General features: G+C 72.4%; 27 protein-coding genes and 6 tRNA genes. 10 read left to right on the forward strand and 23 right to left on the reverse strand.

The features are described 5' to 3' along the window. Window positions 1–115: 115 nt before the first annotated feature. From ruvB to pgsA, 11 genes are all read right to left on the reverse strand, one after another. Window positions 116–1,192 (reverse strand): Holliday junction branch migration DNA helicase RuvB, encoded by a 1,077-nt coding sequence (gene ruvB, locus AB0R04_RS19775; RefSeq protein WP_063346807.1) that lies wholly within the window; start codon window positions 1,190–1,192, stop codon window positions 116–118. 46 nt (window positions 1,193–1,238) lie between these two features. Beyond that, window positions 1,239–1,850, reverse strand: a complete 612-nt coding sequence (gene ruvA, locus AB0R04_RS19780) for a Holliday junction branch migration protein RuvA (protein WP_363372787.1) — start codon at window positions 1,848–1,850, stop codon at window positions 1,239–1,241. Then, window positions 1,847–2,389: a crossover junction endodeoxyribonuclease RuvC gene (gene ruvC / locus AB0R04_RS19785; RefSeq protein WP_363372790.1), complete on the reverse strand. Its 543-nt coding sequence runs from the start codon at window positions 2,387–2,389 to the stop codon at window positions 1,847–1,849. The genes ruvA and ruvC overlap by 4 nt, the downstream gene beginning before the upstream one ends. Window positions 2,390–2,554: 165 nt before the next feature. Next, window positions 2,555–3,313: a YebC/PmpR family DNA-binding transcriptional regulator gene (locus tag AB0R04_RS19790; protein ID WP_063346810.1), complete on the reverse strand. Its 759-nt coding sequence runs from the start codon at window positions 3,311–3,313 to the stop codon at window positions 2,555–2,557. 80 nt (window positions 3,314–3,393) lie between these two features. Further along, entirely contained in the window at window positions 3,394–4,011 is a 618-nt protein-coding gene (gene pdxT / locus AB0R04_RS19795) for a pyridoxal 5'-phosphate synthase glutaminase subunit PdxT (RefSeq protein ID WP_363372793.1), read from the reverse strand. 90 nt (window positions 4,012–4,101) lie between these two features. After that, the gene (pdxS, locus tag AB0R04_RS19800) at window positions 4,102–5,013 is read right to left on the reverse strand and encodes a pyridoxal 5'-phosphate synthase lyase subunit PdxS (protein ID WP_363372796.1); all 912 of its coding nucleotides are present in this window, start codon (window positions 5,011–5,013) and stop codon (window positions 4,102–4,104) included. Between the two features lie 128 nt (window positions 5,014–5,141). Next, window positions 5,142–5,642, reverse strand: a complete 501-nt coding sequence (locus tag AB0R04_RS19805; RefSeq protein WP_063350972.1) for a hypothetical protein — start codon at window positions 5,640–5,642, stop codon at window positions 5,142–5,144. 74 nt (window positions 5,643–5,716) lie between these two features. Continuing rightward, window positions 5,717–6,082, reverse strand: a complete 366-nt coding sequence (locus AB0R04_RS19810) for an isomerase (protein ID WP_363372798.1) — start codon at window positions 6,080–6,082, stop codon at window positions 5,717–5,719. Window positions 6,083–6,190: 108 nt separating this feature from the next. Next, window positions 6,191–7,375, reverse strand: coding sequence for a glycosyltransferase family 4 protein (locus AB0R04_RS19815; protein ID WP_363372800.1), 1,185 nt, complete (start codon window positions 7,373–7,375; stop codon window positions 6,191–6,193). Between the two features lie 40 nt (window positions 7,376–7,415). Then, a complete protein-coding gene (locus tag AB0R04_RS19820; RefSeq protein ID WP_363372802.1) occupies window positions 7,416–8,402 on the reverse strand; it encodes a phosphatidylinositol mannoside acyltransferase in 987 nt (328 codons plus the stop codon). A 16-nt stretch (window positions 8,403–8,418) separates the two neighbouring features. Then, the gene (gene pgsA, locus AB0R04_RS19825; RefSeq protein WP_363372804.1) at window positions 8,419–9,066 is read right to left on the reverse strand and encodes a phosphatidylinositol phosphate synthase; all 648 of its coding nucleotides are present in this window, start codon (window positions 9,064–9,066) and stop codon (window positions 8,419–8,421) included. Between the two features lie 255 nt (window positions 9,067–9,321). On the opposite strand from pgsA, the gene AB0R04_RS19830 reads away from it, so the two are divergent. Further along, window positions 9,322–11,370, forward strand: coding sequence for an elongation factor G-like protein EF-G2 (locus AB0R04_RS19830; protein WP_363372806.1), 2,049 nt, complete (start codon window positions 9,322–9,324; stop codon window positions 11,368–11,370). On the opposite strand, the gene AB0R04_RS19835 is transcribed toward AB0R04_RS19830, so the two are convergent. Next, window positions 11,358–11,783, reverse strand: coding sequence for a DUF393 domain-containing protein (locus AB0R04_RS19835; RefSeq protein WP_363372896.1), 426 nt, complete (start codon window positions 11,781–11,783; stop codon window positions 11,358–11,360). The genes AB0R04_RS19830 and AB0R04_RS19835 overlap by 13 nt on opposite strands. A gap of 207 nt (window positions 11,784–11,990) precedes the next feature. On the opposite strand from AB0R04_RS19835, the gene AB0R04_RS19840 reads away from it, so the two are divergent. After that, the gene (locus AB0R04_RS19840) at window positions 11,991–13,631 is read left to right on the forward strand and encodes a hypothetical protein (RefSeq protein WP_363372807.1); all 1,641 of its coding nucleotides are present in this window, start codon (window positions 11,991–11,993) and stop codon (window positions 13,629–13,631) included. A gap of 69 nt (window positions 13,632–13,700) precedes the next feature. Here the strand turns inward: AB0R04_RS19840 and AB0R04_RS19845 are convergent, their stop codons facing one another. The 4 genes from AB0R04_RS19845 to AB0R04_RS19860 form a co-directional block, all read right to left on the reverse strand. Next, window positions 13,701–14,261, reverse strand: coding sequence for an HIT domain-containing protein (locus AB0R04_RS19845; protein ID WP_063346816.1), 561 nt, complete (start codon window positions 14,259–14,261; stop codon window positions 13,701–13,703). A gap of 78 nt (window positions 14,262–14,339) precedes the next feature. Then, complete coding sequence (thrS, locus tag AB0R04_RS19850) at window positions 14,340–16,319, reverse strand: threonine--tRNA ligase (protein WP_363372809.1); 1,980 nt, start codon at window positions 16,317–16,319, stop codon at window positions 14,340–14,342. An 87-nt stretch (window positions 16,320–16,406) separates the two neighbouring features. Next, window positions 16,407–17,606 (reverse strand): hypothetical protein, encoded by a 1,200-nt coding sequence (locus tag AB0R04_RS19855; RefSeq protein ID WP_363372812.1) that lies wholly within the window; start codon window positions 17,604–17,606, stop codon window positions 16,407–16,409. 43 nt (window positions 17,607–17,649) lie between these two features. After that, window positions 17,650–18,204: a DUF4365 domain-containing protein gene (locus AB0R04_RS19860; protein WP_063346819.1), complete on the reverse strand. Its 555-nt coding sequence runs from the start codon at window positions 18,202–18,204 to the stop codon at window positions 17,650–17,652. 151 nt (window positions 18,205–18,355) lie between these two features. Here AB0R04_RS19860 and AB0R04_RS19865 point away from each other — a divergent pair, with 151 nt between their 5' ends. After that, window positions 18,356–19,123: an exonuclease domain-containing protein gene (locus AB0R04_RS19865; RefSeq protein ID WP_363372815.1), complete on the forward strand. Its 768-nt coding sequence runs from the start codon at window positions 18,356–18,358 to the stop codon at window positions 19,121–19,123. Window positions 19,124–19,211: 88 nt separating this feature from the next. On the opposite strand, the gene AB0R04_RS19870 is transcribed toward AB0R04_RS19865, so the two are convergent. The 3 genes from AB0R04_RS19870 to AB0R04_RS19880 form a co-directional block, all read right to left on the reverse strand. Further along, a tRNA-Val gene (locus AB0R04_RS19870) sits at window positions 19,212–19,283 on the reverse strand. 210 nt (window positions 19,284–19,493) lie between these two features. Then, window positions 19,494–19,565, reverse strand: a tRNA-Val gene (locus AB0R04_RS19875). A 78-nt stretch (window positions 19,566–19,643) separates the two neighbouring features. Next, window positions 19,644–20,081 (reverse strand): TIGR02611 family protein, encoded by a 438-nt coding sequence (locus AB0R04_RS19880; RefSeq protein WP_363372817.1) that lies wholly within the window; start codon window positions 20,079–20,081, stop codon window positions 19,644–19,646. A 195-nt stretch (window positions 20,082–20,276) separates the two neighbouring features. On the opposite strand from AB0R04_RS19880, the gene AB0R04_RS19885 reads away from it, so the two are divergent. Beyond that, entirely contained in the window at window positions 20,277–20,690 is a 414-nt protein-coding gene (locus AB0R04_RS19885; protein WP_030056266.1) for an SsgA family sporulation/cell division regulator, read from the forward strand. A 402-nt stretch (window positions 20,691–21,092) separates the two neighbouring features. Next, a complete protein-coding gene (locus AB0R04_RS19890) occupies window positions 21,093–21,662 on the forward strand; it encodes a CGNR zinc finger domain-containing protein (RefSeq protein WP_363372820.1) in 570 nt (189 codons plus the stop codon). 56 nt (window positions 21,663–21,718) lie between these two features. Here the strand turns inward: AB0R04_RS19890 and AB0R04_RS19895 are convergent, their stop codons facing one another. Continuing rightward, a complete protein-coding gene (locus tag AB0R04_RS19895) occupies window positions 21,719–22,183 on the reverse strand; it encodes a hypothetical protein (RefSeq protein ID WP_363372823.1) in 465 nt (154 codons plus the stop codon). Between the two features lie 110 nt (window positions 22,184–22,293). Between AB0R04_RS19895 and AB0R04_RS19900 the strand changes: the two genes are divergently transcribed. Continuing rightward, window positions 22,294–22,797, forward strand: a complete 504-nt coding sequence (locus AB0R04_RS19900) for a DsbA family protein (protein WP_363372826.1) — start codon at window positions 22,294–22,296, stop codon at window positions 22,795–22,797. Between the two features lie 12 nt (window positions 22,798–22,809). Here the strand turns inward: AB0R04_RS19900 and AB0R04_RS19905 are convergent, their stop codons facing one another. The 3 genes from AB0R04_RS19905 to AB0R04_RS19915 are packed head-to-tail and all read right to left on the reverse strand — an operon-like array spanning window position 22,810 to window position 25,640. Further along, entirely contained in the window at window positions 22,810–23,652 is an 843-nt protein-coding gene (locus tag AB0R04_RS19905; protein WP_363372828.1) for a GNAT family N-acetyltransferase, read from the reverse strand. Window positions 23,653–23,707: 55 nt separating this feature from the next. Further along, a complete protein-coding gene (locus tag AB0R04_RS19910; protein WP_363372830.1) occupies window positions 23,708–24,538 on the reverse strand; it encodes an aminodeoxychorismate lyase in 831 nt (276 codons plus the stop codon). Between the two features lie 40 nt (window positions 24,539–24,578). Beyond that, window positions 24,579–25,640: a chorismate-binding protein gene (locus tag AB0R04_RS19915; RefSeq protein WP_363372832.1), complete on the reverse strand. Its 1,062-nt coding sequence runs from the start codon at window positions 25,638–25,640 to the stop codon at window positions 24,579–24,581. Between the two features lie 321 nt (window positions 25,641–25,961). Here AB0R04_RS19915 and AB0R04_RS19920 point away from each other — a divergent pair. The 4 genes from AB0R04_RS19920 (at window position 25,962) to AB0R04_RS19935 (ending at window position 26,368) form a co-directional block, all read left to right on the forward strand. Continuing rightward, a tRNA-Gly gene (locus AB0R04_RS19920) sits at window positions 25,962–26,034 on the forward strand. Between the two features lie 40 nt (window positions 26,035–26,074). Beyond that, a tRNA-Cys gene (locus AB0R04_RS19925) sits at window positions 26,075–26,145 on the forward strand. Window positions 26,146–26,183: 38 nt separating this feature from the next. After that, a tRNA-Val gene (locus tag AB0R04_RS19930) sits at window positions 26,184–26,255 on the forward strand. A gap of 41 nt (window positions 26,256–26,296) precedes the next feature. Beyond that, window positions 26,297–26,368: transfer RNA gene (locus AB0R04_RS19935), tRNA-Val, on the forward strand. The last annotated feature ends 104 nt before the right edge of the window (window positions 26,369–26,472 follow it).

Here is a 26,472-nt window from a genome sequence, read left to right on the forward strand (position 1 = left end):
GGCGACCCTCCGCCTGCACAGTTTCCCCGGCCTTCGCCCCCGGCTCGCACCCGGGCCACTCACCAGGGCGGTGCATCGGACGCCTCCCGGGAACCGTCGGGCGGCGATCACCCGTTCAGCCCTCGTCGGCCCGGAAGAGTTCGGATTGCGCGGGCACGGCGCCCCGGGTGGTCTGGATCGGCGGGGTCAGTCCGAGGTGCTGCCAGGCCGCCGCGGTGGCGATCCGGCCGCGCGGGGTCCGGGCGAGCAGGCCCTCGCGGACCAGGAAGGGCTCCGCCACCTCCTCGACCGTCTCGGACTCCTCCCCCACCGCGACCGCGAGAGTCGACAAACCGACCGGTCCGCCGCCGAACAGCCGCAGCAGCGCGGTCAGCACCGCGCGGTCCAGCCGGTCCAGACCGCGGGCGTCCACCTCGTAGACGTCCAGCGCCCGGGCGGCGATCTCGACGGTGACCTGGCCGTCGTGCCGCACCTGCGCGAAGTCGCGGACCCGGCGCAGCAGCCGGTTGGCGATGCGCGGCGTCCCCCGCGAGCGGCCGGCGATCTCGGCGGCGCCGGCCGGGTCGATCTCCACGTCCAGCAGGGTGGCCGAGCGGCGCACCACCCGTTCCAGCTCGGCCGGGGCGTAGAACTCCATGTGCCCGGTGAAGCCGAAGCGGTCGCGCAGCGGGGGCGGCAGCAGGCCGGCCCGGGTGGTGGCGCCGACCAGGGTGAAGGGCGGCAGTTCCAGCGGGATGGCGGTGGCGCCCGGGCCCTTGCCGACGATCACGTCGACCCGGAAGTCCTCCATCGCCATGTAGAGCATCTCCTCGGCCGGACGGGACATCCGGTGGATCTCGTCGAGGAAGAGCACCTCGCCCTCGGCGAGCGAGGAGAGGATCGCCGCGAGGTCCCCCGCGTGCTGGATCGCCGGGCCGGAGGTGATCCGGATCGGGGCGCCCAGCTCGGCGGCGATGATCATGGACAGGGTGGTCTTGCCCAGCCCGGGCGGCCCGCTGAGCAGCACGTGGTCGGGCGCGCTGCCGCGCTTGCGGGCCGCCTGGAGCACCAGGGACAGCTGCTCGCGCACCCGCTCCTGACCGATGAACTCGTCCAGCAGCTTGGGGCGCAGCGCCGCCTCGACCGCCTGGTCCTCCCCGTCGGCGGCGGCCGTCACCAGCCGGTCGCCCGGGTCCGAGTCGTACGGACTCATCAGCACATGCTCCAAAGTCGACAAGAGGACAGATCGCCAGATGGCTTTAGCGGGATCGGTTGAGGCCGCGCAGGGCGAGCCGGAGCAGTGCGCCGACGTCCGGCGTCTGCTGGGCCTCCGCCTCGGGGGTGACGGCCACGACCGCCTCGTCCGCCTCGCGCGGAGCGTAGCCGAGACCGGTCAGCGCCGAGTGCAGCTGCTCGCTCCAGGGGGCCGGACCGCTCGCGATCGGCTTCTGCGCCGGCACCGCGCCGTGCGGGGCGCCCAGCTTGTCCTTGTACTCCAGCAGCAGCTTGGCGGCCTTCGCCTTCCCGATGCCGGGCACGGCCACCAGCGCCTTCTCGTCGCCGCCGGCCACCGCGGCCCGCAGCGCGTCGGGGCTGTGCACCCCGAGGATCGCCTGCGCCAGCTTCGGGCCGACGCCCGGCGCGGCCTGGAGGATCTCGAAGACGGCGCGCTCGTCGTCGTCCGCGAAGCCGAACAGGGTCAGCGAGTCCTCCCGGACCACCAGCGAGGTCGCGAGCCGGACGGGCTCACCCAGCCGGAGCCCGGCCAGCGTGTTCGGCGTGCACTGCACGGCCATGCCGACCCCGCCGACCTCGACCACGGCGAGTCCGGAGGAGATGGCCGCCACGGGCCCTTGCACGAAGGCGATCACCGGCTGCTTCCTTTCAGGGAGGTGGCGCGGGCCGCCCGTACCGCGGCTTCCAGGCGGTTGACCGCCCCGCCGCGCCAGATGTGGCAGATGGCCAGCGCCAGCGCGTCGGCGGCGTCGGCGGGCTTGGGCGGGGCGTCCAGCCGCAGCAGGCGCTGCACCATGGCCGTGACCTGCGCCTTGTCGGCCCGGCCGGAGCCGGTGACGGCGGCCTTGACCTCGCTCGGGGTGTGCAGGGTGACCGGGATGCCGCGCCGGGTGGCGCAGAGCATCGCGACCGCGCTGGCCTGGGCGGTGCCCATCACCGTCCGGACGTTGTGCTGGGCGAACACCCGCTCGACGGCGACCAGCTCCGGCTCGTGCTCGTCGAGCCAGGCCTCTATGCCCTGCTCCACCAGCAGCAGCCGCCGCCCGATCTCCTCCTCGGCAGGGGTGCGCACCACGCCGACCCCGACCATCCGCAGCGGCCGCCCCGGCGCACCCTCGACCACGCCGATCCCGCACCTGGTCAGCCCCGGGTCGACGCCCAGTACCCGTACCACAGCCCCGCCTCTCGTTGATCGCCGCTCGCCTCCGGGCGCTCCGGCCCGGGCAGGCCCTCCGGCCCACGGCGGGCGACCTGCGAAGGCTACCGTCCGGGTCCGACAGCGCCCGCAAAGACACCGGCCCGGCGGTCGGGAGACCGCCGGGCCGGGGAGTGAGAACGATCACTCGGCGTCGAGCTGCGCACCGACCTCGTCGGAGATGTCGAAGTTGGCGAAGACGTTCTGCACGTCGTCGCTGTCCTCCAGCACGTCGATCAGCTTGAGGATCTTGCGGGCGCCGTCGACGTCCAGCTCGACCTGCATGCTCGGGAGGAAGTTGGCCTCGGCCGAGTCGTAGTCGACACCGGCGTCCACCAGCGCGGTGCGCACGGCGACCATCTTGGTGGCCTCGGAGACGATCTCGAACGCGTCGCCGAGGTCGTTGATCTCCTCGGGCTCCTGGTCGAGGACGACCTCGAAGAGCTTGTCCTCGTCCACGCCGTCAGCCTTGGGGACGATCACGACGCCCTTGCGGGTGAACAGGTACGACACCGAGCCCGGGTCGGCCATCGAGCCGCCGTTGCGGGTCATCGCGACGCGCACGTCGGAGGCGGCGCGGTTGCGGTTGTCGGTGAGGCACTCGATCAGGACGGCGACGCCGTTCGGGCCGTAGCCCTCGTACATGATCGTCTGGTAGTCGGCGCCGCCGGCCTCCAGACCGCCACCGCGCTTGACGGCGCGGTTGATGTTGTCGATCGGGACCGAGCTCTTCTTCGCCTTCTGGATGGCGTCGTAGAGGGTCGGGTTGCCGGCCGGGTCGGAACCGCCGGTGCGCGCCGCCACCTCGATGTTCTTGATCATCTTGGCGAAGAGCTTGCCGCGCTTGGCGTCGATCACGGCCTTCTTGTGCTTGGTGGTAGCCCACTTAGAGTGGCCGGACATTCGCCAGCTCCTTTACGTCGCCAAAGGGAAATGAAACAGATGAGATCTTACCGGTGTCGTCACCGGAAAGGCGCACACGGTCAGCGCTGTCCCAGGTGCTCCTCGACCATCGCGACGAAGTAGGCGTGCACCCGGTGGTCGCCGGTGAGCTCCGGGTGGAAGGAGGTCGCCAGCAGGTTGCCCTGGCGCACGGCCACGATCCGGCTCTCCGGACCGTCCGCGGCGGGCAGCTCGGCCAGCACCTCGACACCCGCGCCGACGCCCTCGACCCAGGGGGCCCGGATGAAGACGCCGTGCACCGGCGCGTCGCCCAGGCCCTCGAAGGCGACACCGGACTCGAAGGACTCGTTCTGGCGGCCGAAGGCGTTGCGGCGCACGGTCATGTCGATGCCGCCGACGGTCTCCTGGTCGTCCCGGCCGTCCAGGATCTTGTCGGCCAGCATGATCATGCCCGCGCAGGTGCCGTACACCGGCATCCCGGCGGCGACCCGCTCGCGCAGCGGGTCCATCACGCCGAACAGCAGCGCCAGCTTGGACATGGTGGTGGACTCCCCGCCGGGGATCACCAGCGCGTCGACCTCGGCCAGCTCCTCGGCACGGCGCACCGGGCGGGCGAGCGCGTCGGCCTCGGCCAGCGCGACCAGGTGCTCGCGGACGTCACCCTGGAGGGCGAGGACGCCGATGACTGGAGTGCTCACGGTCTTCAACCTCGTTCGATCGTTCTACGGATGTACGTGACGCGGCCCGCCGCGCGCCAAGGCGCTGCGGCGGGCCGGCACAAGGGGCGACTACCAGCCGCGGTTGGCGTAGCGCTCGGTCTCCGGCAGGGTGTCGCAGTTGATGCCGACCATGGCCTCGCCGAGGTTGCGGGAGGCGTCCGCGATGATCTTCGGGTCGTCGAAGAAGGTGGTGGCCTTCACGATGGCGGCGGCGCGCTTGGCCGGGTCGCCCGACTTGAAGATGCCCGAGCCGACGAAGACGCCCTCGGCACCGAGCTGGCGCATCAGCGCGGCGTCGGCCGGGGTGGCCACGCCACCGGCGGAGAACAGCACGACCGGCAGCTTGCCGAGCTCGGAGACCTCCTTGACGAGCTCGTACGGGGCGCGCAGCTCCTTGGCGGCGGCGTACAGCTCGTTGTTGTCGAAGCCGCGCAGCTTGGCGATCTCGTTCTTGATCTGGCGCAGGTGGCGGACGGCCTCGACGACGTTGCCGGTGCCGGCCTCGCCCTTCGAGCGGATCATGGCCGCGCCCTCGGCGATGCGGCGCAGGGCCTCACCCAGGTTGGTGGCGCCACAGACGAAGGGAGTGGTGAAGGCCCACTTGTCGGAGTGGTTGACCTCGTCGGCCGGGGTCAGCACCTCGGACTCGTCGATGTAGTCGACGCCGAGCGACTGGAGGACCTGGGCCTCGACGAAGTGGCCGATCCGCGACTTGGCCATCACCGGGATGGAGACCGCCTCGATGATCTCCTCGATCATGTTCGGGTCGGACATCCGGGCCACGCCGCCGTCCTTGCGGATGTCGGCCGGAACCCGCTCCAGCGCCATGACGGCCACCGCGCCGGCGTCTTCAGCGATCTTGGCCTGCTCGGCGTTGACCACGTCCATGATCACACCGCCCTTGAGCTGCTCGGCCATGCCGCGCTTCACCCGGGCGGTACCGATCTGCGGCTGGTCTGCGGTGGTGGGGGTGGTGGACACGTGAGACCTCACTCGAAGATGAACCAGTGCTATCGCCCTATGGTAGGCGGAACGGGTGACGCAACCATGCGCCACCAAGTCCAGCCCGGACGACGGGATGCGACAAACGGGCCGTATCCGAGCACAGCCTAGGCGGGTGCCCCTTCGGGCGTGAGCGCGGGCGGCGGAGCATCGTCCATCTCGAACGCCAGCGGGAACGGGGCCTTCCCCGCCAGCCGGAAGTACCGCACCAGACGGTGCTCGCGCACCGCCCGGGCCGCCCGCACCGCGTCGTTGTGGAACCGGCGCGCCATCGGCGCCCGGCGCACCGCCGCCGTCAGGTCGCGCACCGCGTCCTCGCCGCCCGGCTCCGCCACCAGCGCCGCCACCTGCTCCGGCTCGGCGAACACCGCCCGCAGCGCCAGGCTCAGCTGGCTCTCCGCCACCTCACGCTGGTCGTCCTCGGCCTGCCGGGCCGCGTGCGCCGCGTCCAGCAGCAGCAGCGAGGCCGCCGGGTCCAGCAGCGAGGACGTGGCCAGCTCCATCGCCACCGAGGCCCGACGGACCAGCTGCGCGTCCAGCGCCGCCCGCGCGGCGTCGATCCTGGCGTGCAGCCGGTCCAACCGACCGGCCGTCCAACTCAGGTACATGCCGAACAGCACCACGGCCACGCCGGCCCAGATCCAGGTAGTCACGGGGCGCAACGCTACCGGGTGTCACCGGCTCAGCCCTCCGCGCTCGCACTCCGGTAGGACCCGCGGTCGATGTCGGAGACGTTCACCGCGGTGTGCAGCCGGGTGCCCGGCGCCGGCGCGACGTGCTCGGCCAGCAGCGCCAGCACGCCCTCGCTGAGCGCCGCCTTCGCCTCCGGCGTCCGGCCCGGGAAGATCTGGAACTCGACGAAGACCTGCGCGGCGGCCCCCTCGCCCTCCCCCACCACGAAGTCGTCGTTCTGCCGGAACAGCGTCTTGCACGCCTCCGGCTTCGCGTCGATCGTCCCCACCGCGAGCCGGTTGATCGCCACGCCCAGCGCCCGGCGGTCGAAGGAGCCGGCCAGGCTCGGCGAGTAGTCGACGGAGATCTGCGGCATCGGTGCCCCCATGCGTCGTGCCCGAATACGGTCGACCGACCCTAACGCCGCCGGCACCCCGGAAAAGTCCCGGGCCGGCCGCGCTCAGTCCCGGGCTCAGTCCCGCGCTCAGTCCCGGGCCAGCCCGAACCGGCCGCGCCGGCCGCTGCGCACGTCCTCCTCGACCACCGCCGCGGCCCCCGCCGCCACCGTCTCGTACACCGCCAGGATGTCCGCACCGACCGTCGACCAGTCGAACCGCCGCACGTACCGCGAGGCGGCCTTGCTCAGCTCCCCCAGCCGCCCCGGATCGCCCAGCAGCCGCAGCGCCGCAGCGGCCAGCGCGTCCGCGTCCTCCACCGGGAACAGCTCGCCCGCGTCCCCGCCGTCCAGCACCTGCTTGAACGCGTCCAGGTCGCTGGCCAGCACCGGGGCGCCCGCCGACATCGCCTCGACCAGGATGATCCCGAAACTCTCGCCACCGGTGTTCGGCGCCACGTACAGGTCCACGCTGCGCAGCAGCCGGGCCTTGTCGCGGTCGCTCACCATGCCGAGGAACTCCACCTGCCGGCGGACCTCCGGCGCCAGGCCCGCGACGGCCTCCTCCTCGTCCCCCTTGCCCGCCACCAGCAGCCGCACGCCCGGCCGCTCGGCCAGGATCTTCGGCAGCGCCGCCAGCAGCGTCGGCAGGCCCTTGCGCGGCTCGTTGATGCGGCCGACGAAGCCGATCGTGCCCGGCTCCCCGGCCGCCACACCGCCGCGCCAGCGCTCGTCCGGCTCGGCGTCCGCGAAGAAGCCGACGTCCACGCCGTTCGGGATCACCACCGCGTCGCCGCCCAGGTGCTCCACCAGCGTCCGCCGGGCGTACTCCGACACCGCGATCCGGGCCCGCATCTTCTCCAAGCCGGGCTGCAGGATCGGCGAGGCCGCGATCATCGCCCGCGAGCGCGGGTTGGAGGTGTGGAACGTCCCCACCATCGGCCCGGACGCCGACCAGGCGGCCAGCATCGACACGCTCGGCGCGGCCGGCTCGTGCACGTGCAGGATGTCGAACCGGCCCTCGTGCAGCCACCGCCGCGTCCGCGCCGCCGACAGGACGCCGAAGCTCAGCCGCGCCACCGACCCGTTGTACGGCACCGCCACCGCCCGCCCGGCACCGACCACGTACGGCGGCAGCGCCTCCTCGTCCTCGGCCGGCGACAGCACCGAGACCTCGTGGCCCAGACCGATCAGGTGCTCGGCCAAGTCCCGGATGTGGAACTGCACCCCACCGGGGACGTCCCAGTCGTACGGGCAGACGATGCCGATCTTCACGGGTTCCTCATGCTCCTTCGGGTACTCCTGCTGGCCGGGATCAGGACCCGGAGGCCTCGGCCGCCGGCTCGCCGGCCGGCTCCGGCGCGGCCGCCCGGGCCGCCTCGGAGTGCGGTGCGGCCGCCTCCTCCACCGTCTCACGGACCGGGAGGTCGGCCAGCCAGAACCGCTGCAGCATGTGCCAGTCCTCGGGGTGCTCGCGGATCGCCTGCTCCCACACCCGCGCCAGCGCCTGCGTCATCACCTGCGTCCGCTCCTTGCGGTCGCCCTCCTGCGGCACCGGCACCTCGGGGTGGATCCGCGCCCGCATCACCGGGCCGTCGTACCAGAGCGTCACCGGCAGCAGCGCCGCCCCGGTGCGCTGGCACAGCGCCGCCGGACCGGCCGGCATCCGGGTCGCCTCCCCGAAGAACGACACCTCCACGCCCGCCTCCGAGAGGTCCCGGTCCCCCACCAGGCAGACCAGTCGGCCCTCGCGCAGCCGTCGCGCCAGCGTGCCGATCACGTTCACCCCGCCCCCGGTCAACGCCAGGACCTCCATGCCCTGGCCCTCCCGGAACTCCACGAACCGGTCGAACAGCCGCTCCGGCTTCAACCGCTCCGCGACCGTGGTGAACGGGAAGCCCAGCTGCGCCACCCAGGTGCCCGCCAGGTCCCAGTTGCCCATGTGCGGCAGCGCGATCACCGCGCCCCGACCGGCCTCGATGTGCTCTCGCAGGTTCTCCAGGCCCTCCGACTGGACGTCCCGGGCCACCCGCTCCCTGCTCCAGACCGGCAGCCGGAACGACTCCATCCAGTACCGCAGGTACGAGCGCATCCCGGCCCGGGACAGCGCCCGCAGGCCCGCCTCGTCCAGCCCTGGACGGACCCGGCGCAGGTTCGCCTCCAACTGCAGCACCCGCTTGCCCCGCCGGCGCCAGGCGTAGTCCGCCAGCCGGTCGAACAGGCCCCGCGCCACCCGCTCCGGCAGGTGCTTCAGCACCGCCCAGCCCAGCGCGTACGCCCAGTACACCAGTCGGTCCGTCACCGCAGGACGCCCCCCATCAGCTCCCGGCCGCCGCTCGGTCGGCCTCGAACGCCTCCCGGCGCACGGTCAGCATGCGCTGGACCACCGTCACCAGACTGCCCACCGCCACCAGCCACAGCGCCACCGGCAGCAGCCACTCCACGTACGGCACCCCGAACTTGTGCAGACCCGCGACCCCGGCCGCCACCAGGCTGGCCACCAGCCGCTCGGCCCGCTCCACCAGCCCCGACACGTCGCACGCCAGCCCCTGGCTCTGCGCCCGCGCCTTGGTGTACGACACCACCAGCCCGCTCGCCAGGCAGCAGATCGCCACCGCGCACAGCAGGTTGTCGTCACCCTTGCCCGCGTACCACATCGCCAGACCACCGAAGATCGCCGCATCCGCGACCCGGTCCAGCGTGGAGTCCAGGAACGCCCCCCACCTGGTGCTCCGGCCCAGCTGGCGGGCCATGTTCCCGTCCACCAGGTCCGAGAAGATGAACAGCGTGATCGTGATGGTGCCCCAGAAGAACTCCCCGCGCGGGAAGAACACCAGCGCACCGGCCACCGAACCGGCCGTACCGATCAGCGTCACGGCGTCCGGGCTCACGCCCAACCGGATCAGGAACGCGGCGAACGGGGTCAGAACACGTGTGAAGAAGGCACGCGCGTATTTGTTGAGCATGGCCTTCCCGACCGCTCCGATCTCCCTGGTACCCGCCTGGCGCAACACGCGCGGCAGACGGCCGGACGGATCAGCCCGTCCGGCCCACCCATCGTAGCCAGGCCGGAGGCACGCTCCGTCGCACGCACCGCCCGACGACACCCCGGCCACGTCCTACACACGGACGGTCACCGCCCACCCGTACGACACGCGCCGCCGCAGCACCCGCACCTACACTTTCGAAGGACAGCCCCGGCGCGACGGGAGGAGACCCCGATGCCCGACCGCAGCACGGCACGAGCCGCCCAGGCACCCGCCGTCACCGCCCCCCGGGACCTGCGCAACGTCGTCCTCATCGGCTCCAGCGGTGTGGGCAAGACCACCCTCGCCGAATCCCTCGCCCTCGCCTCCGGCGCCACCGGCCGGGCCGGCCGCGTCACCGACGGCACGACCGTCTCCGACCACGAGGACATCGAGCACCACCAGCAGCGCTCCGTCCAGCTCTCGCTGCTCCCGCTCGAATGGAAGGGCGTCAAGATCAACCTGATCGACCCGCCTGGCCACCCCGATTTCACCGCCGACCTGCGCGCCGCCCTGCACGCCGCCGACGCCGCCGTCTTCGTCGTCTCCGCCGCCGACCCCGTCACCGCCCCCACCCGCGCACTCTGGCGCGAGTGCGCCGCCGAAGGCATCCCGCGCGCCATCGCCGTCGCCAAACTCGACCTCGCCCGCACCGGCTTCGACGACATCCTCACCGCCTGCCACGACGCCTTCGACCTGGGCCCCGACACCCTCCGCCCGCTCTTCCTGCCCGTCCTCCACGACGGCCGCCCCGACGGCAGCGTCGACCTGCTCACCGGCGACACCTACGGCCGGGCCACCCCGCTGCCCGACACCGGGCCCGCCCACGACAGCCTCGTCGAGGCCATCTCCGGCCAGGACGACACCCTCATGGAGCGCTACCTCTCCGGCGACACCCTCGACACCGACGCCCTCGAAGCCGGCCTGCGCCGCGAAGTCCTCGGCTGCGCCCTCCACCCCGCCGTCCCCACCAGCGAGAACGGCCTCGGCGCCACCGAACTCCTCGACCTGATCGTCCACACCTTCCCCGACCCCAGCGAACGCACCCGCCCCGCCCCCGACTGCGACCCCGACGCCCCGCTCGCCGCCCAGGTCGTCCGCGTCACCGGCGACACCTACGTCGGCCGGATCAGCCTGCTGCGCCTGTACGCCGGCACCCTGCGCCCCGACACCCGCATCCACCTCGCCGGCCCCGCCCACAGCGCCGACCAGAACGGCGACGAACGCGTCACCGCCCTCAGCAGCCCCTTCGGCAAGCTCCAGCGGCCCGTCCCGCACGCCGTCGCCGGCGACCTCGTCTGCATCGCCAAGCTCACCACCGCCCGCGCCGGCGACACCGTCCACGACCCCGGCCACCCCGTCGACCTCGACGGCTGGAACCTCCCCGAGCCCCTGCTCCCGATCGCCGTCGAAGCCCACAGCAAGGCCGACGACGACAAGCTCTCCCAGGCCCTCACCCGCCTCACCGCCGAGGACCCGGCCCTACGCCTCGAACAGAACCCCGCCACCCACCAGCTCGTCCTCTGGTGCACCGGCGAGGCCCACGCCGAGGTCGTCCTCGACCGCCTGCGCACCCGGCACGGCGTCCACGTCGACACCGTCGAACCCCAGGTCGCCCTCCGCGAGACCTTCGGCACCGCCGCCGCCGGCCACGGCCGGCTCGTCAAGCAGTCCGGCGGCCACGGCCAGTACGCCATCTGCGACCTGGAGGTCGAACCCCTCCCGGCCGGCTCCGGCTTCGAGTTCCAGGAGCACGTCGTCGGCGGCGCCGTCCCCAAGCACTTCATCCCCTCCGTCGAGAAGGGCCTGCGCGCCCAGCTCGCCAAAGGCGTCGCCACCGGCCACCCGCTCGTCGACGTCCGGGTCACCCTCACCGACGGCAAGGCCCACTCCGTGGACTCCTCCGACGCGGCCTTCCAGGCCGCCGCCGCCCTCGCCCTGCGCGACGCCGCCGAACACGCCGTCATCCGGCTGCTCGAACCCGTCGCCGCCGTCACCGTCCTGCTGCCCGACGACTACCTCGGCGCCGTCCTCGGCGACCTCTCCGCCCGCCGCGGCCGCGTCCTCGGCACCGAGACCGGCGGCCCCGGCCTGACCCTGCTGCGCGCCGAGGTCCCCGAACTCGAACTCGTCCGCTACCCGGTCGACCTGCGCTCACTCACCCACGGCACCGCCGAGTTCTCCCGCGCCTACCTGCGCCACGAACCCATGCCGACCGCCCTGGCCACCCGCTACACCGACTGAGCGCCCTGGCGCCGAGGCAGCGCGCACGCCGCCGTACCCCCCGGCATCCGGTGCCGGTTGCGCGCCACCCAGCGGTACGCCAGGCCCGCCACCGGCCGCACCGGCGCCGACGCCAGCACCGCCCCCAGGTACGCCCACGCGCCGCCCGAACGCATCAGCAGCCGCGCCACCGCCTGCGCGCCCCCGTACACCCGGCCCGCCGGCGTCACCCACAGCACCTCGCGCTCGGCCCGCTCCGCGGTCACCTCGCCCCGCCCGCCCGAGCGCGCGTCCAGCGCCGCCAGGTCCTCGAACTGGAACGGCACCGCGTCCCAGCCCCCCGAGGCCAGCGTCTGCCGCAGATAGCGCTCCGCCCACCGCACGCAGGACGAGCAGAACGAACAGTCCCCGTCGAACACCAGCACCGGATCCATCGCCTGGGCTCCCTTCCTCGCCGTCACGGCCATCCTGCCCCACCCCGACGACCCGCCGCAGACCGGGTATCGACCAGCCCGAAGCTGGGCATCATGCCTCTCAAGCCCGGGCGCGGCCCGATCGTGACGGCACTTCAGACGATCATGCGCGCGGCGACACCACGGCACGATAACCTGCCGCTGACAAGGGGAGGAGGGGACGCCACCGTGACCACACTCGACATGACTCCGGGTGCGCAGATACCCCGCACCGACGCCGGGCCGCAAACCGGAGTCACCCCGGCGCTCTCCTCGGTCGCGTACCGCGACGGCAAGATCGAGGACTTCGTCGGCAAGGTCACCACCGCGACCCACAAGAAGCCCCGGTTCAAGCTCTTCGAGGCGAACCTCGGCGAGGCGTTCAGCGCCGCCGTCATCTCCCGCACCGTCGGTGCCGGGCGCAAGCCGATCGTGCCCTCGTTCGGCACCGACACCCGCCAGATCGTCGAACACTGCCTGGCCGCACAGGAGTTGCGGGCCGCACGGGACCGCAAGCTCACCGTGGTCACCGTGCTCTTCGGCCTGCTCGCCCTGCCCGGCACCCTGATCTGGATCGGTGCGTTCTACCTGCGCATCTACCTCATGAAGGGCAAGGCCCTCCAGGACGAGCTCTACGGCGCCCTCGCGCTCCTGGCCGCCGCCGTGGTCTCCGTCCTGTTCCTCGTCAAGCCCCCCGTCAACGGCCCGCTCGGCATCTACCTGCGCGTCGCCATGATCCCGCCCATCATCGGCGGGATCCTCGCCCGGCGCATCGTGCTGCGCTCCACCAAGGAGCTCCGCGAACGCTGGCTCGCCCTCGCCGAGGGCAGCTCCGTCGCCGCCACCGTCTCCAAGGCCGTCCCCCGCGACGACCTCGACAAGAAGGCCGTCGACCTGCGCGACAAGCTCGCCCGCATGGAGGCCGAGCAGGAGACCAACGTCCAGCACTACGCCGGCCCCAAGGGCATCCTCGGCGTCGGCAAGCGCTGGGGCGAATGGCGCCTGGTCGACGTGATGCGCCCCGCCGCGGGCCACTCCGACTTCCGCGCCTTCCACCCCTGGGACCTCGTCCGGAAGATCTCCTCGCACCTCAAGGGGCTCGCCGTCAGCGAGGTCGCCAACAGCGGGATGACCAACATCACGGTCAAGCAGTGGGCGGTCCTCGAAATCGGCGAGAACGCCGACGAGATCTCCCGCCCCGGCAACGCCGACATGGACGGCGACCGGATGCGCGACTTCGCCCTCCAGACCATCGCCGACAAGCAGACCTTCGCCGGCGGCGGTCCCCGGCACTACCTCGCCACCCAGTTCATCACCTTCGACGGCAAGCTGATCATCACCTTCACCGTCACCGTCACCCTGCTCGCCAACACCCTCACCGTCACCGTCGCCGGCTACGCGCTCGGCCCGGTCAACGGCGTCTTCTCCGACAAGCCCTCGGCCAAGGAGAAGACCGTCCAGAAGACCGGCAAGTTCTGGGAGGAGCGCACCGTCAAGCTCCCCCTGATCGACAACGACGAGGTGGTCCGCCAGGCCCTGCGCGCGCCGCTCACCCGCGCCCCCGGGCTGCTCTCCTGGCTCGGCGGCGGCCTGGGCCTGCCCGAGCCGTTCGGCTTCCGGCACGCCTGGGCGAGCCCACCGTGGGGCAGCCGGTTCATGACCGACAACGCGCTCAACGCCTCCGTCCCGGTCCTCGGCGCCGTGCACGCCGCCACCCTGGAGTTCCTGGAGGAGCACGACCTGGACACCGACCGCTTCAAGAACCGCGCGTCGATCATCAAGTCCGAGGCCCAGGGCACCCGCCCGTACAAGGTCGACCAGTTCGAGTAACCCCGGCCCGCGCACACCGGAGGGGCCCGCCACCGACTCAGCGGTGACGGGCCCCTCCGGCGTTCCCGATCAGTCCTGCGGCCAGGCCTCGGCCAGCATCTTCCGGGTGTCCGCCAGCAGTTGCGGCAGCACCTTGGTGTGGCCGACCACCGGCATGAAGTTGGTGTCCCCGCCCCAGCGCGGCACCACGTGCTGGTGCAGGTGCGCCGCGATCCCGGCACCGGCCGCCGTGCCCTGGTTCATCCCGATGTTGAACCCGTGCGCCCCCGAGGCCGCCCGCAACGCGGTCATCGCCCGCTTGGTGAAGTCGGCCAGCTCGGCCGTCTCCGCCTCGTCCAGGTCGGTGTAGTCCGCGACGTGCCGGTACGGGACCACCATCAAGTGGCCGCCGTTGTACGGGTACAGGTTCAGCACCGCGAACACGGCGGCGCCCCGGGCGATGACCAGCCCGTCCTCGTCGCTCAGCGAGGGGATCGAGCAGAACGGACAACCGTCGTCCGGAGCCGGACCGGTGGGCTTGTTCTCACCCTGGATGTACGCCATCCGATGGGGGGTCCACAGGCGGCGGAAGCCGTCCGGCTCCCCGACGCCCCGCTGCAGTTCCGGCTCAGTCGTCATGCTGATCAGCATATTCGCCCAGCGCTGCTTGCAAAGCCGCGCGGGGCGGACTCATGAAGAGCCCGCCCCGCGCGTGGTGGTCCGAAGGCGTCACACCTGGATGCGGTTCTTCACCGCTTCCACGATCTCGGCGACGGCGTCCGCCACCGGCACGCCGTTCTTCTGCTCGCCGTTGCGGTAGCGGAAGGACACCGCGCCCGCCTCGACGTCGTCGTTGCCCGCGATGAGCATGAACGGCGTCTTGGACCTCTGGGCGTTGCGGATCTTCTTCTGCATGCGGTCGTCCGAGGTGTCCACCTCGACCCGGATCCCCTGCTTCTTCAGCTCGGCCGCGACCTCCAGCAGGTACGGCACGTGCTCGTCGGTAATCGGGATGCCCGTCACGGTGACCGGGGCCAGCCACGGCGGCATGGCGCCGGCATAGTGCTCCAGCAGCACCGCGAAGAACCGCTCGATGCTGCCGAACAGCGCACGGTGGATCATGACCGGCCGCTGCCGCGAGCCGTCCGCCGCCGTGTACTCGAGATCGAAACGCTCGGGGAGGTTGAAGTCGAGCTGGATCGTCGACATCTGCCAGGTCCGGCCGATCGCGTCGCGCGCCTGGACCGAGATCTTCGGGCCGTAGAAGGCCGCGCCGCCCGGGTCCGGCACCAGCGGCAGCCCCTGCTTCTCGGCCACGCTGGCGAGGACGGCGGTGGCCTCCTCCCAGGTCTCGTCCGAGCCGACGTACTTGACCGGGTCCTTGGTCGACAGCTCCAGGTAGAAGTCGGTCAGACCGTAGTCGCGGAGCAGGTTGAGCACGAAGGTCAGCGTCGAGTCGAGCTCCTCCGCCATCTGCTCGCGGGTGCAGTAGATGTGCGCGTCGTCCTGCGTGAAGCCGCGGGCACGGGTCAGGCCGTGCACGACGCCGGACTTCTCGTAGCGGTACACCGTCCCGAACTCGAAGAGGCGCAGCGGCAGTTCACGGTACGAGCGGCCGCGCGCGTCGAAGATCAGGTTGTGCATCGGGCAGTTCATCGGCTTGAGGTAGTAGTCCACACCCTCGTCGAGCTGCATGGGCGGGTACATACCGTCCGCGTACCAGTCGAGGTGGCCGCTCTTCTCGAAGAGCTTCCCCTTGGTGGCGTGCGGGGTGTAGACGAACTCGTAGCCCTCCTCCTCGTGCCGCTTGCGCGAGTAGTCCTCCATCGCCCGGCGGATGATGCCGCCCTTGGGGTGGAAGACGGCGAGGCCGGAGCCGATCTCCTCGGGGATGGAGAAGAGGTCGAGCTCGTTGCCGAGCTTGCGGTGGTCGCGCTTCTCGGCCTCGATCAGGAAGTCGAGGTGGGCCTTGAGCTCGTCCTTGGTCGGCCAGGCGGTCCCGTAGATGCGCTGCAACATGGGGTTCTTCTCGCTGCCGCGCCAGTAGGCGGCCGCGTTGCGCATCAGCTTGAACGCCGGGATGTACCGGGTGCTGGGCAGGTGCGGGCCGCGGCAGAGGTCGCCCCAGCACTGCTCGCCGGTCTTGGCGTCCAGGTTGTCGTAGATGGTGAGCTCGCCGGAGCCGACCTCGACGTCGGCGCCTTCGCCGGCGGTGGCGGCGGAGCCCTTGAGGCCGATCAGCTCCAGCTTGTACGGCTCGGCGGCCAGCTCCTCGCGGGCGGACTCGTCGGTGACCACGCGGCGGGAGAACTTCTGCCCGCGCTTGATGATCTCCTGCATCCGCTTCTCGATGGCCTTGAGGTCATCGGGGTGGAAGGGCTTCTCGACGTCGAAGTCGTAGTAGAAGCCGTCCTTGATCGGCGGGCCGATGCCGAGCTTGGCCTCGGGGTAGAGCTGCTGCACGGCCTGCGCCATGACGTGCGCGGTGGAGTGGCGCAGGATGTCCAGGCCGTCCTTGCTGCCGATCGCGACCGGCTCGACCTCGTCGCCGTCCTGGACGGCGTACGCAAGGTCCTTGAGCTGGCCGCCGACGCGGGCGGCGATGATCGAGCGGTCGTCGGCGAAGAGCTCGGCGGCCGTAGTGCCCGTGGTCACCACGCGCTCTTCCCGATCGGGTTCGCGGTTGATGATTACCCGGACGTCCGTCACCGGTCTCTCCTGACGTGCTGGATTCAGAGGACGCAACACTGCGCTGCGCGTGACGATGGTACCGAGCGCGTCGACCCGGCCGCGCACCTACGCCCCCTCTCCCCCTTCCCCGAGGCCTCCGTCGAGCTCTTCGCCGAGTTCTTCGCCGAGTCCCTCCCCGAGGGACTTCAGCAGCCGCTCGCGGTCGGCGTCCTCCCAGCCGCACAGTTCCAGGCCCTGCGGCCGGGTGAGCCGGCGGAAGCCGCCGCGGCTCTCCAGCCGGCCGGCGACCCGGACCGGCAGGCCCGCGAGGTGGGCCTCGGCGGCGAGCCGGTAGTCGGGGTCGGGCAGGCGGAGCTTGAGTTCGCGGACTTCGGCGCCGCCGAGGACGCGCAGCCGCACCGCGCCCGGTCCGGCCGGGTCGGCGCGCTTGAGCCGGACGACCACGCCGACGACGGTGACGGCGACGGCGGGCTCGATCCGTTCGAGCAGTTCGGCGGCCTCGGTGAGGGCGGGCAGGTCGCCGGGCGAGAAGTCGAGGACGACCCGGCGGTCCCCGAAGCCGCCCGGGGTCCCTGCAGTGGCGGACCAGGCGACGGTCAGCCTGGTCGCCGTCGCGCCGCGGACCAGGTCCTCCACGGACTGGACGAGTTCCCGGCTGACTCCGGCCTGGACGGCGTTCTCGAAGGCCTCGGGCCCCCCGCTGACCCGGCGGTAGTCGACGGCGTCGCGCAGTGCCTCCAGGGCGCGGACCAGGGTGGTGACGGCGGCCCGGCCCTCGGGCGCGGGGGTGTAGGCGGTGAGGGCCGCGCCCTGCTCGACGACCAGGACGCGGTCCAGGAAGTCCCCGGCGTGGGCGTCCAGCCGGGCGCCGAAGTAGGCGGCCGTGGCCCGGCCGGCCTTGGCCCCGGCGGCGAGCATCGCGCGGGCCGCCCGTTGGAGCCGCTCGGCGTCGTCCCAGGTGGCGGCCTCGGCGGGGCCGGCCGGCTCCCGGTGCCAGCGCAGTTCGTCGCCGGGGACGGCGAGTGCGAGCAGGATGGCGCGGGCGGACGGGGTGGAGGAGCGGGACAGCGCGGTGACGGCGTCGGCGAGGAGGTCGACGGCGTCGTCGAAGCCGTCCCCGGCGGGGACGAGGACGCTGGTGCCGGACTCGTCGTCGGGCGGCGTCCAGCGGCCGTAGCGGGCGGCGGGGCCGCCGCGCCGGACCCAGCCGTGCCGGGCGAGCAGGGTGGCGAGCACCGCCGGGTCGACGGCGGCGGGGTCGGGCAGGGCCTGGACCGGCTCGCCGGGTGCGTGCGGCGGTGTCATGGGTGCTGCTCCTCGCTGCCGGGGCCGGGACCGGGGCGGGCGGTCACGGGCTGCCACCCGCGCCGACCCGGGCCATGATGTCGCAGAGCGCGCGGTCGTCGAAGACCTTGCCGGTGGGGACCCGCACGTTGGTGCGCCGCTGTCCGGTGACCGGGTGGCCGGCCAGGTTGACCCAGTAACAGCAGTGCCGCAGTTCCAGCGCGTCCGGACGGGCGTGCAGCCAGCGGTCGACCCGCCGTGGCAGCAGCATCACGACCAGGATGCGCGGCACGGCGACCCTCGCCCGGGCGAGCTTGCGCAGGTGGTCGTTGTCGAGGGTGAAGCTGAAGAACGGCCCGGTCGGATCGGCCGCGATCTGCTGGGTGGCCTTCAGCTGGATCTTGATGGTGACCTCGTCGTCCACCTCGTGCGCCCGGGAGCCGTGGCTGACCTGCCAGTCGATCCCGTTGTCCGGGAACGGCTGGGAGAGCGAGCAGCCGGCCGCGGCGGCGACCGCGTGCAGGTAGCCGACCTGCAGCGTCTCCATGCAGGCGGTGACCGCCAGGTTCCCCCGTAGAACGGCCGCCGCCCCCTCGGGCTGCGGCTGCGTCAGTGCCATCGCCCCGTGGCCTCCCCCTGCTCCGGGCCCGTCCGGATCGGAACGACGGGCCCACGGGCAGGATCCCCGGTCGGGCTTGCGCCAAACGGTTGAACGGGTGTCAGAACCGGGTATCAACCGGGCGCGCGGAACGCTCGCCTGAGGGGCAGTCATGCAGCAGCACTGGTACACCGGCCCACTCGCCTCCTTCGACACCGAGACCACCGGCGTGGACGTCGAGACCGATCGGATCGTCTCGGCCGCCCTGGTCGTCCAACTCGCCCCGGGTCGGCCGGTGCAGACCACCACCTGGCTCGCCGATCCGGGCATCCCGATCCCGGACGGTGCCCGGGCGGTGCACGGCATCACCGACGAGCACGCCCGGACGCACGGGCGCCCGGTCGGCGCGGTGGTGGCGGAGGTCACCCGCGCGCTGGCGGACCAGGCGAGGGCCGGGCGCCCGGTGGTGGTGATGAACGCGCCGTACGACCTGACGCTGCTGGACCGGGAGCTGCGCCGCCATCACGGGCTGACGCTGACCGACGGGGTGGGCACGGCCGGGCTGGTGGTGCTGGATCCGCGAGTGCTGGACAAGCACGTGGACCGCTACCGCAAGGGCCGTCGGACGCTGACCGACCTGTGCGCGCACTACGGCGTGGAGCTGGCCGGGGCGCACGACGCGGCGGCGGACGCGACGGCGGCGCTGGCGCTGACCCGGCGGATAGGCGCCCGCTACCCGGCGGCGCTGGGCGGGCTGACGGCGGCGGAGCTGCACCTGCGGCAGGCGGTCTGGCACGCGGCGCAGGCGCGGGGGCTGCAGAACTGGTTCGACCGGTCGGGGACGCCGGAGCGGGTGGACCTGTCCTGGCCGCTGCGGCCGGCCCGGTGCGGCTGCGGCCGCCGGCTGGAGCCCGAGCACGGCTGCGAGGCGGCGGCGTAGCGGCGGCCGGCGGATGCCCGCGAGTGCCGGCCCCGAACGCGCCGCAGGCCCTGACCGGTTTCCTGGTCAGGGCCTGCGTGCTGTCCGGTGGGCGATACTGGGATCGAACCAGTGACCCCTTCGGTGTGAACGAAGTGCTCTCCCGCTGAGCTAATCGCCCGGGCAACGAGAAGAACAGTAGCACCATTTGGCGGTCGTCGTACAACTCGCCCCTTCCGGGTACTGCTGGCGCATCCGCAGAACTCGCGCTCCACGCGGAAGATGACTGAGCCTCAGCCGCATTCCGGATCGTTCTTCGGATGGATTCCGGAAATACACGTGAGGCCCAGCCGATAATCGGCTGGGCCTCACGTATCACAATGCATTCCGGTGGGCGATACTGGGATCGAACCAGTGACCCCTTCGGTGTGAACGAAGTGCTCTCCCGCTGAGCTAATCGCCCGGGTGCAGGGAAAACATTACCGCATCCCGGAGGGTGGTCCGAACACCCTGGTCACGGCGGCCCCCGGCCCCGGGCGGCTCAGCTCTCGCCCGCCGTCCAGGGGACGTCCAGGCCGTAGCGGGCGAAGTACCAGCCGCCGATCCCGACGACCGCGGCGAGGCCGATGGCGGTGACGGTGAGGTTGCGGCGGCGCACCCGCGGGTCCATGGCCCGCCGGGCGGCCTCGGCGACCTTGCGGCGGCTCCACCGCAGCACCAGCCGGGCCCAGTCGAACTCGGTGGCCCAGACCCCCATGCCCAGGAAGATCACCACCCAGCCGGGGCCGGGCAGCGGCAGCATGATCACGCCGAGGACGACCGCGGCGAGGCCGGCCAGGAAGATCGCCACCTGCCAGGTGAGGTGCAGCGGCCGCGAGCGGCGGACGAACGCCGGGGCGCGGGAGCCGGCCGCGTCATCCGACGTGACCGGTTCACCCGATCCCGTGTTCTTGGCCGTCTTGTCGTTTCGCACAGTCATGCCAGGAAACTAACCAAGAAGCGGCCCGGTAATGCCCGACCGGGCCACTCCGGGATGATTCCGCAATGCGCCGTAAGGGGTACGACTCGCGCCCGAATCGGGACAGAGGGGTTTACATCGGGCTTGGGGGTGGGATGGTCCGTTCGCCGACGTGCGATTCCCCGAGCGCACACTGAGCGAAAGGCCATGGCGCTTATGAACACCACGGTCAGCTGCGAGCTGCACCTGCGCCTCATCGTGTCCAGCGAGTCCTCACTGCCCGTCCCCGCGGGCCTGCGCTACGACACCGCCGACCCCTACGCCGTGCACGCCACGTTCCACACGGGCGCCGACGAGACCGTGGAGTGGGTGTTCGCCCGAGATCTCCTCGCGGAGGGGCTGCACCGACCGACCGGTACCGGCGACGTCCGGGTCTGGCCGTCCCGCAGCCACGGGCAAGGGGTGGTCTGCATCGCGCTGAGCTCTCCGGAAGGAGAAGCCCTGCTGGAAGCCCCGGCCCGGGCGCTTGAGTCATTTCTCAAGCGGACGGACGCCGCGGTGCCACCCGGCACCGAACACCGCCACTTCGACCTCGACCGGGAGCTGTCCCACATCCTCGCCGAAAGCTGATCCCGCCCGGAGGCGGTCACGCCCCGCCATCGGCGGGGTGGTACCTCCTGCCGTCACCGCTGCCGTCCTACTCGGGGGCACGGCAGCACTCAGCCGCGCGCGACGCGGCCTCGGGGCCGGTGGGCGGCCCGATCCCACCGGAGCGGGCCCGCGACACCGCAGGCGCCCGGCAACGAGGCCGGCCATCCATACGGGTGGCCGGCCTCGCTGCCGGGCGCCGTCGGCATTTCGGGGGGTCCTTCGCGGGCCCGGCCGCCCGGACGCCGTCCGCTCCACGGCACTCTGACGGAATCCGTACGCACCTTCGAAAGAACCCACCGCCCTTCCGCCACAAGGCCCGGTATGGTCTGGGGTAACCGTGGACGCGGGGTTCCGGAGTCCCCTGCGCGAGGAGTCCCCAACGTGCTGATCACCCATGACACCGAGTGCGCACTGAGCATCCTCGTCGAGTTGCTCAACACCGCGCCCGAGGTGTGCGGCACCGAGCGGCTGCCGGACGTGGCCGCACTGGACGCCTTCGTGGTCGGCCAGGAGATCAGCGAGATCGACTCGCTGACCGAGAACGACCTGCGCAAGGTGCACGAGCTGCGCACCCTGCTGCGCGAGGTGTTCGGGACGGAGTCCACCGCCGAGGCCGCCGAACTGGTCAACCGGATCGTCGCGGCCGCCGGTACGACGCCGCGGCTGACCAACCACGACCACCACGACTGGCACATCCACTACTTCGCGCCGCACGCCGCGCTCGGCGACCACCTCGCCGCCGAGCTGGGCATGGCGCTGGCCTTCATCCTGATGGCGGGCGAGCGGGAGCGGTTGCGCCGGTGCGAGGCACCGGACTGTGCCCGGGTCTTCGTGGACCTCTCCCGCAACCGCTCCCGGCGCTACTGCGACAGCCGCACCTGCGGCAACCGGCTGCACGTCGCCGCCTACCGGGCACGGCAGCGCTCGGCGGAGGCCGTGCCCTCCGCCTGACGCCGACCCCCGCGGGGGTTCGGATGCCGCGTTCGAGTGCCGCGTTCGGATGCCGCTCAGATGCCGCGCTTGCGGAGGATCTCCTCGATGTCGGAGAAGTCGCCGAGGCCGTCGTCCCGCTTGACCCCCGCGGGCTTGCCCGTCGCTGGCTTCTTCGGCGGCGTGGCGGCCACCGCCGGGCGCTCGGGCGCGGCACCGGCGGCCGCCGGGCGGTCCGGCGCGGCGTCCACGGCGCCCCGACGGCCCAGCCAGCGCGTCGTCACCAGCAGGAGCGCGGAGAGGCCGAGCAGCACGATGCCGGTCCAGACCCGGGGGTCGAACACCAGCCTCGTCGCCCAGTCGGCGAACTCGCTGCCGATCGTCCGGGCCACCGGGAACAGGCCGGTCAGGTAGAGCCCGGCGGGCACCAGGGCCACCGCGAACCAGCGGGTCGCGGACAGGAACCGCCGCCGGTAGGCCCGCAGGCCGGCCACGGCCACCCCGCCCGCCGTGAGCGCGAAGCTGATCGCCGCCGTCAGCACGGCAGTACTCCTTCGCTTCCGGTCGTCCTGGTCATCACTGCCTCCCTGTCGGCCTTCGCAGGGGCGCACCGTCGGCCGGAGCGGGCGCCCACTAGTGAAACACTGGGGGAATGATCGATGGTTCCCTCCCCCGGCTCGAGTTCTGGTGCGACCTCCAGTGTCCGGACTGCCGCACCGCGCTGGACGACGTACGGGCGCTGCGCGCGCGGTACGGCGACGCACTGCCCGTCGAGGTCCGCCACTTCCCGCTGGAGAAGCACAAGCACGCCTACGCGGCCGCGGAGGCCGCCGAGGAGGCGTTCGCGCAGGGGCTGGGCTGGCCGTTCGTGGAGGCGCTGCTGGCCCGGGTCGAGGAGTTGGACGCCCGCGGGCAGCAGGTGCTGCTGGAGGTGGCCCGGGCGGTCGGGGTGGACGCCGAGGAGGTCGACACCGCGCTGATCGACGGCCGGCACATGCTCACCGTGGACGCCGACCAGGCCGAGGGCCGGGCGATCGGGGTCACCGGCACGCCGACGTACGTGATCGGCGGGCAGCGGCTGGACGGCGGGCAGAGCCAGGACGGCCTGCGGGACCGCATCGTGGCCGCCATCGAGGCGGCGGCGGCGGGTTCCTGACGTCACGTCGGGTCACAGCGGCTTTCCGTAGATGCGGTTGGTGACCCGGTAGCCGAGCGAGGCGTAGAGGCGGATCGCGACCTCGTTCCCGGCGAACACGTTGAGGCCGAGGTCGCGCACGCCGGCGGCCAGGCACTCGCGTTCGGCGAGCAGCATCAGCGTGCGGCCGTGTCCCCGGCCCCGGTGGGCCGGGGACACCTCGACGGTCATCACCCAGGCGAGCGGCCCTCCGTTCGGCAGGTCGCGCCGGTGGAAGTCCACCCAGAGCGAGCCGAGCGGCTCGGCTTCGCCGTCCGCGCGCAGGCGGCGCAGGGCGACGCCGGGGCTGTCGGCGCCCTGCGGGAGCTGGCGCTGGTGGTCCAGCTGGGATCGGGCGCGGGCCTGCTCCTCGCTGAGCCCGGACTCCACGAGCGAGCGAAGGTAGCCCCGCGCGGCCCGGTCGAGCCAGGCCTGGAACTCAGGGGGCTCGATCCGGTCGGCGGTGATGCCGGCGGGCAGGGCGGGGGCGGCGGTCAGCCGCTTGGCCAGGTTCCGCATCCGCTCGGTGTAGCCGAGGGTGGTGGCGAGCCCCCGGGCGATCCGCGCCGTCTCGGGGATGTTGGCGTCCACCCGGGTGCAGTCCCAGTTGCGCAGCACCTCCTCCGCGGCCAGCGCGCCGAACGTGCCGCGGCCCCGACCGCGGCCTTCTCTGACCTCCAACTCCGATATCTCGCCCCAGAGTTGGCTGCCGTGCGGGATGGCGGTGGTGCGCAGCGCGCCGACCTGGCGACCGTTGGCGCAGATCTGCCAGCGCCTGGTGCGGCCGCCGGCGTCGGTGGGTGTCTCCGGGCCCTCGGGGCGCAGCGTCGTGGTCATGTGGTGGTCCCTTCCCCGCGCCCGGGCCCCTATGCCCGGGTTGCCGTTGCGGGGATCACGGGTCGAGGTCGTCGCCGCTGCGTTCGGCGAAGACGGCCATGGCCTTGGCGGTGACGGGGCCGATGCCGGGCAGCTCGCGGTCGTCCACCCGGGTCACGGCCTGGACGTCACGGGTGGTGGAGGTCAGGAAGACCTCGTCGGCGTCCTGGAGGGCGCTGAGCGGCAGGTCGGTCTCCTCGGCGCCGCACCAGTCGACGACCAGCTGCCGGGTGATGCCGGCCAGGCAGCCGGAGGCGAGGGTGGGGGTGAGCAGGCGGCCGCCGAGGACGACGAAGACGTTGGAGCCGGTGCCCTCGCAGAGCAGGCCGACGGTGTTGGCGAACAGGGCTTCCGAGGCGCCGGCGCGGTGGGCGGCGGCCAGGGCGACGACGTTCTCGGCGTACGAGGTGGTCTTGAGCCCGGCGACGGCGCTGTGCTCGTTGCGGCGCCACGGGACGACGGCGGCGGCGGTCTCGTCGGGGCGGCGGTTGATCGCGCCGAGGGCGACGACGAGGGTGGGGCCGGCGGTGCCGCGCTCGGAGCCGAGCGGGGAGGTGCCGCCGGTGTAGGTGACGCGCAGGCGGCCGAGCGGGGCCGGGTTGGCGGCGAGGACCTGGGCGCAGGCCTCGCGGACCAGGTCGTGGTCCGGGTCGGGCAGGCCGAGGCCGCGGGCGGAGCGGGTGAGCCGGTCGAGGTGCCGGGTGACGGCGAAGGCCCGGCCGTCGGTGGCCTTCAGGGTCTCGAACACCCCGTCGCCGGTGGTGAGTCCGTGGTCGAGGACCGAGACGGCGGCGTCGGCGGAGTCGACGAGCGCCCCGTTGACCCAGCTCGTGGTCGGGTTCTGCATCGAGGGCTGCTCCTTGGGCGCGGGGTGGGGGCGGGGCGGTTCATGCCCCCGTCAGGACGGTGTCGCTGCCCGACGCTATCGCGACCAGGCGGGCGGCCTTCAGTTCGGTTTCCGCCCACTCGCGGTCGGGGTCGGAGCCCCAGGTGATGCCGGCGCCGGTGCCGAAGCGCAGCACGGGCGCCTCGGGGTCGGTCCGGTCGAGCCAGAAGGTGCGGATGCCGACGGCGAGTTCACCCTCGCCGCGGTCGGCGTCGACCCAGCCGACGGCGCCGCAGTACGGGCCGCGCGGGGCGGTCTCCAGGGCGTCGATGATCCGCAGGGCACTGGACTTGGGGGCGCCGGTGACGGAGCCGGGCGGGAAGGTGGCGGCGAGCAGCTCGGGCCAGCCGGCGCCCTCGCGCAGCGTGCCCTCGACCGTGGACACCAGGTGGACCAGGCCGGGGTGCTTCTCGACGGCGCACAGGTCGGGGACGGTGACGCTGCCGGTCGCGCAGACCTGCCCGAGGTCGTTGCGGACCAGGTCGACGATCATCACGTTCTCGGCGTGGTCCTTGTCGAGGAGGTCGTCCTCGGTGCGGCCGGTGCCCTTGATCGGGCCGGAGGAGACGGTGCGGCCGGTGCGGCGCAGGTACAGCTCGGGCGAGGCGGTGGCGATCTCGACGCCGTGCCCGGGCAGGCGGATGGTGCCGGCGTAGGGGGCGGGGTTGCCGTGGGCGAGGAGGCCGGTGAGGGCGTCGACGTCGCTGCGGGCCGGGTCGGGCAGCGGTGCGGACAGCACGCGGCAGAGGTTCGCCTGGTAGACCTCGCCGGCGGCTATGTGCTCGCGGATGCGGCGTACGCCCGCGGTGTAGGCGGAGCGGTCCAGGGAGCTGTGCCAGTCGCCGGCCTCCGGTCCGCGCCAGCCGGCGCCCGAGGGCGGCGCGGGGGCGGGGCGGACGTCGTCGAAGCGGGCGCAGGTCAGCCGGCCCTCGAAGTCGTAGGCGACGGCCCAGTAGCCGGTGGAGTCCAGGGCCGCCGGGTCCGAGGTGACGTCGCGCAGGCCGGTGGCCAGGCGGCCGCCGAAGCGGGCGAGCGGGGTGCTGGGTTCGGTGGGGCCGGACACGGTTCTCCTGCGCGGTGGTCCTGGGCGGCGGTGCCTGAAGTGTAGGTCGGGGGTGCGGGCCCGGCGCGGGGGTGTCACGCGGGGGTGTGAGCAGCGCCCGGCGTCGCGCGGGTGTGCGCCGGGTGGCCTGCGGATGATCGTCCGGAAGCGCCGCAGGTGGCGGCCGGTGGCCGGGTCGAGGGGTCGGCGGGGAGGCGCTCGGCGGGCATCCCATCGGCACGCTGCGGGAACGGATTTTTAGCTGGCCCAGGAATCCGCTAGAGTTCAACACGTCGCCAGGGAGCGCAGCCGAAGAAAAGCGGTGAAGGTCCCGGGAGACAGGCGGACGTGGCTCAGTTGGTAGAGCATCACCTTGCCAAGGTGAGGGTCGCGAGTTCGAATCTCGTCGTCCGCTCGATGGAGAACAGTGTAAGATCGTTCTTCGTGTGTTGCCTGGTGGAGTGGCCGAGAGGCGAGGCAACGGCCTGCAAAGCCGTGTACACGGGTTCAAATCCCGTCTCCACCTCCGAGAGGTTCGACCGGTTCCGGCCGGAAGACCTCCCCGCGCGATTAGCTCAGCGGGAGAGCACTACCTTGACACGGTAGGGGTCACTGGTTCAATCCCAGTATCGCGCACGTCGGATCCTTCGGGGTCTGCTGCAAGACCGCCACACCAGGCGCGATTAGCTCAGCGGGAGAGCACTACCTTGACACGGTAGGGGTCACTGGTTCAATCCCAGTATCGCGCACGTCGGGCCCTTCGGGGTCTGCTGCAAGACCGCCACACCAGGCGCGATTAGCTCAGCGGGAGAGCACTACCTTGACACGGTAGGGGTCACTGGTTCAATCCCAG

Origin of the sequence: Kitasatospora sp. NPDC056731 (assembly GCF_040687675.1) — a bacterium.
GTDB lineage: Bacteria > Actinomycetota > Actinomycetes > Streptomycetales > Streptomycetaceae > Kitasatospora.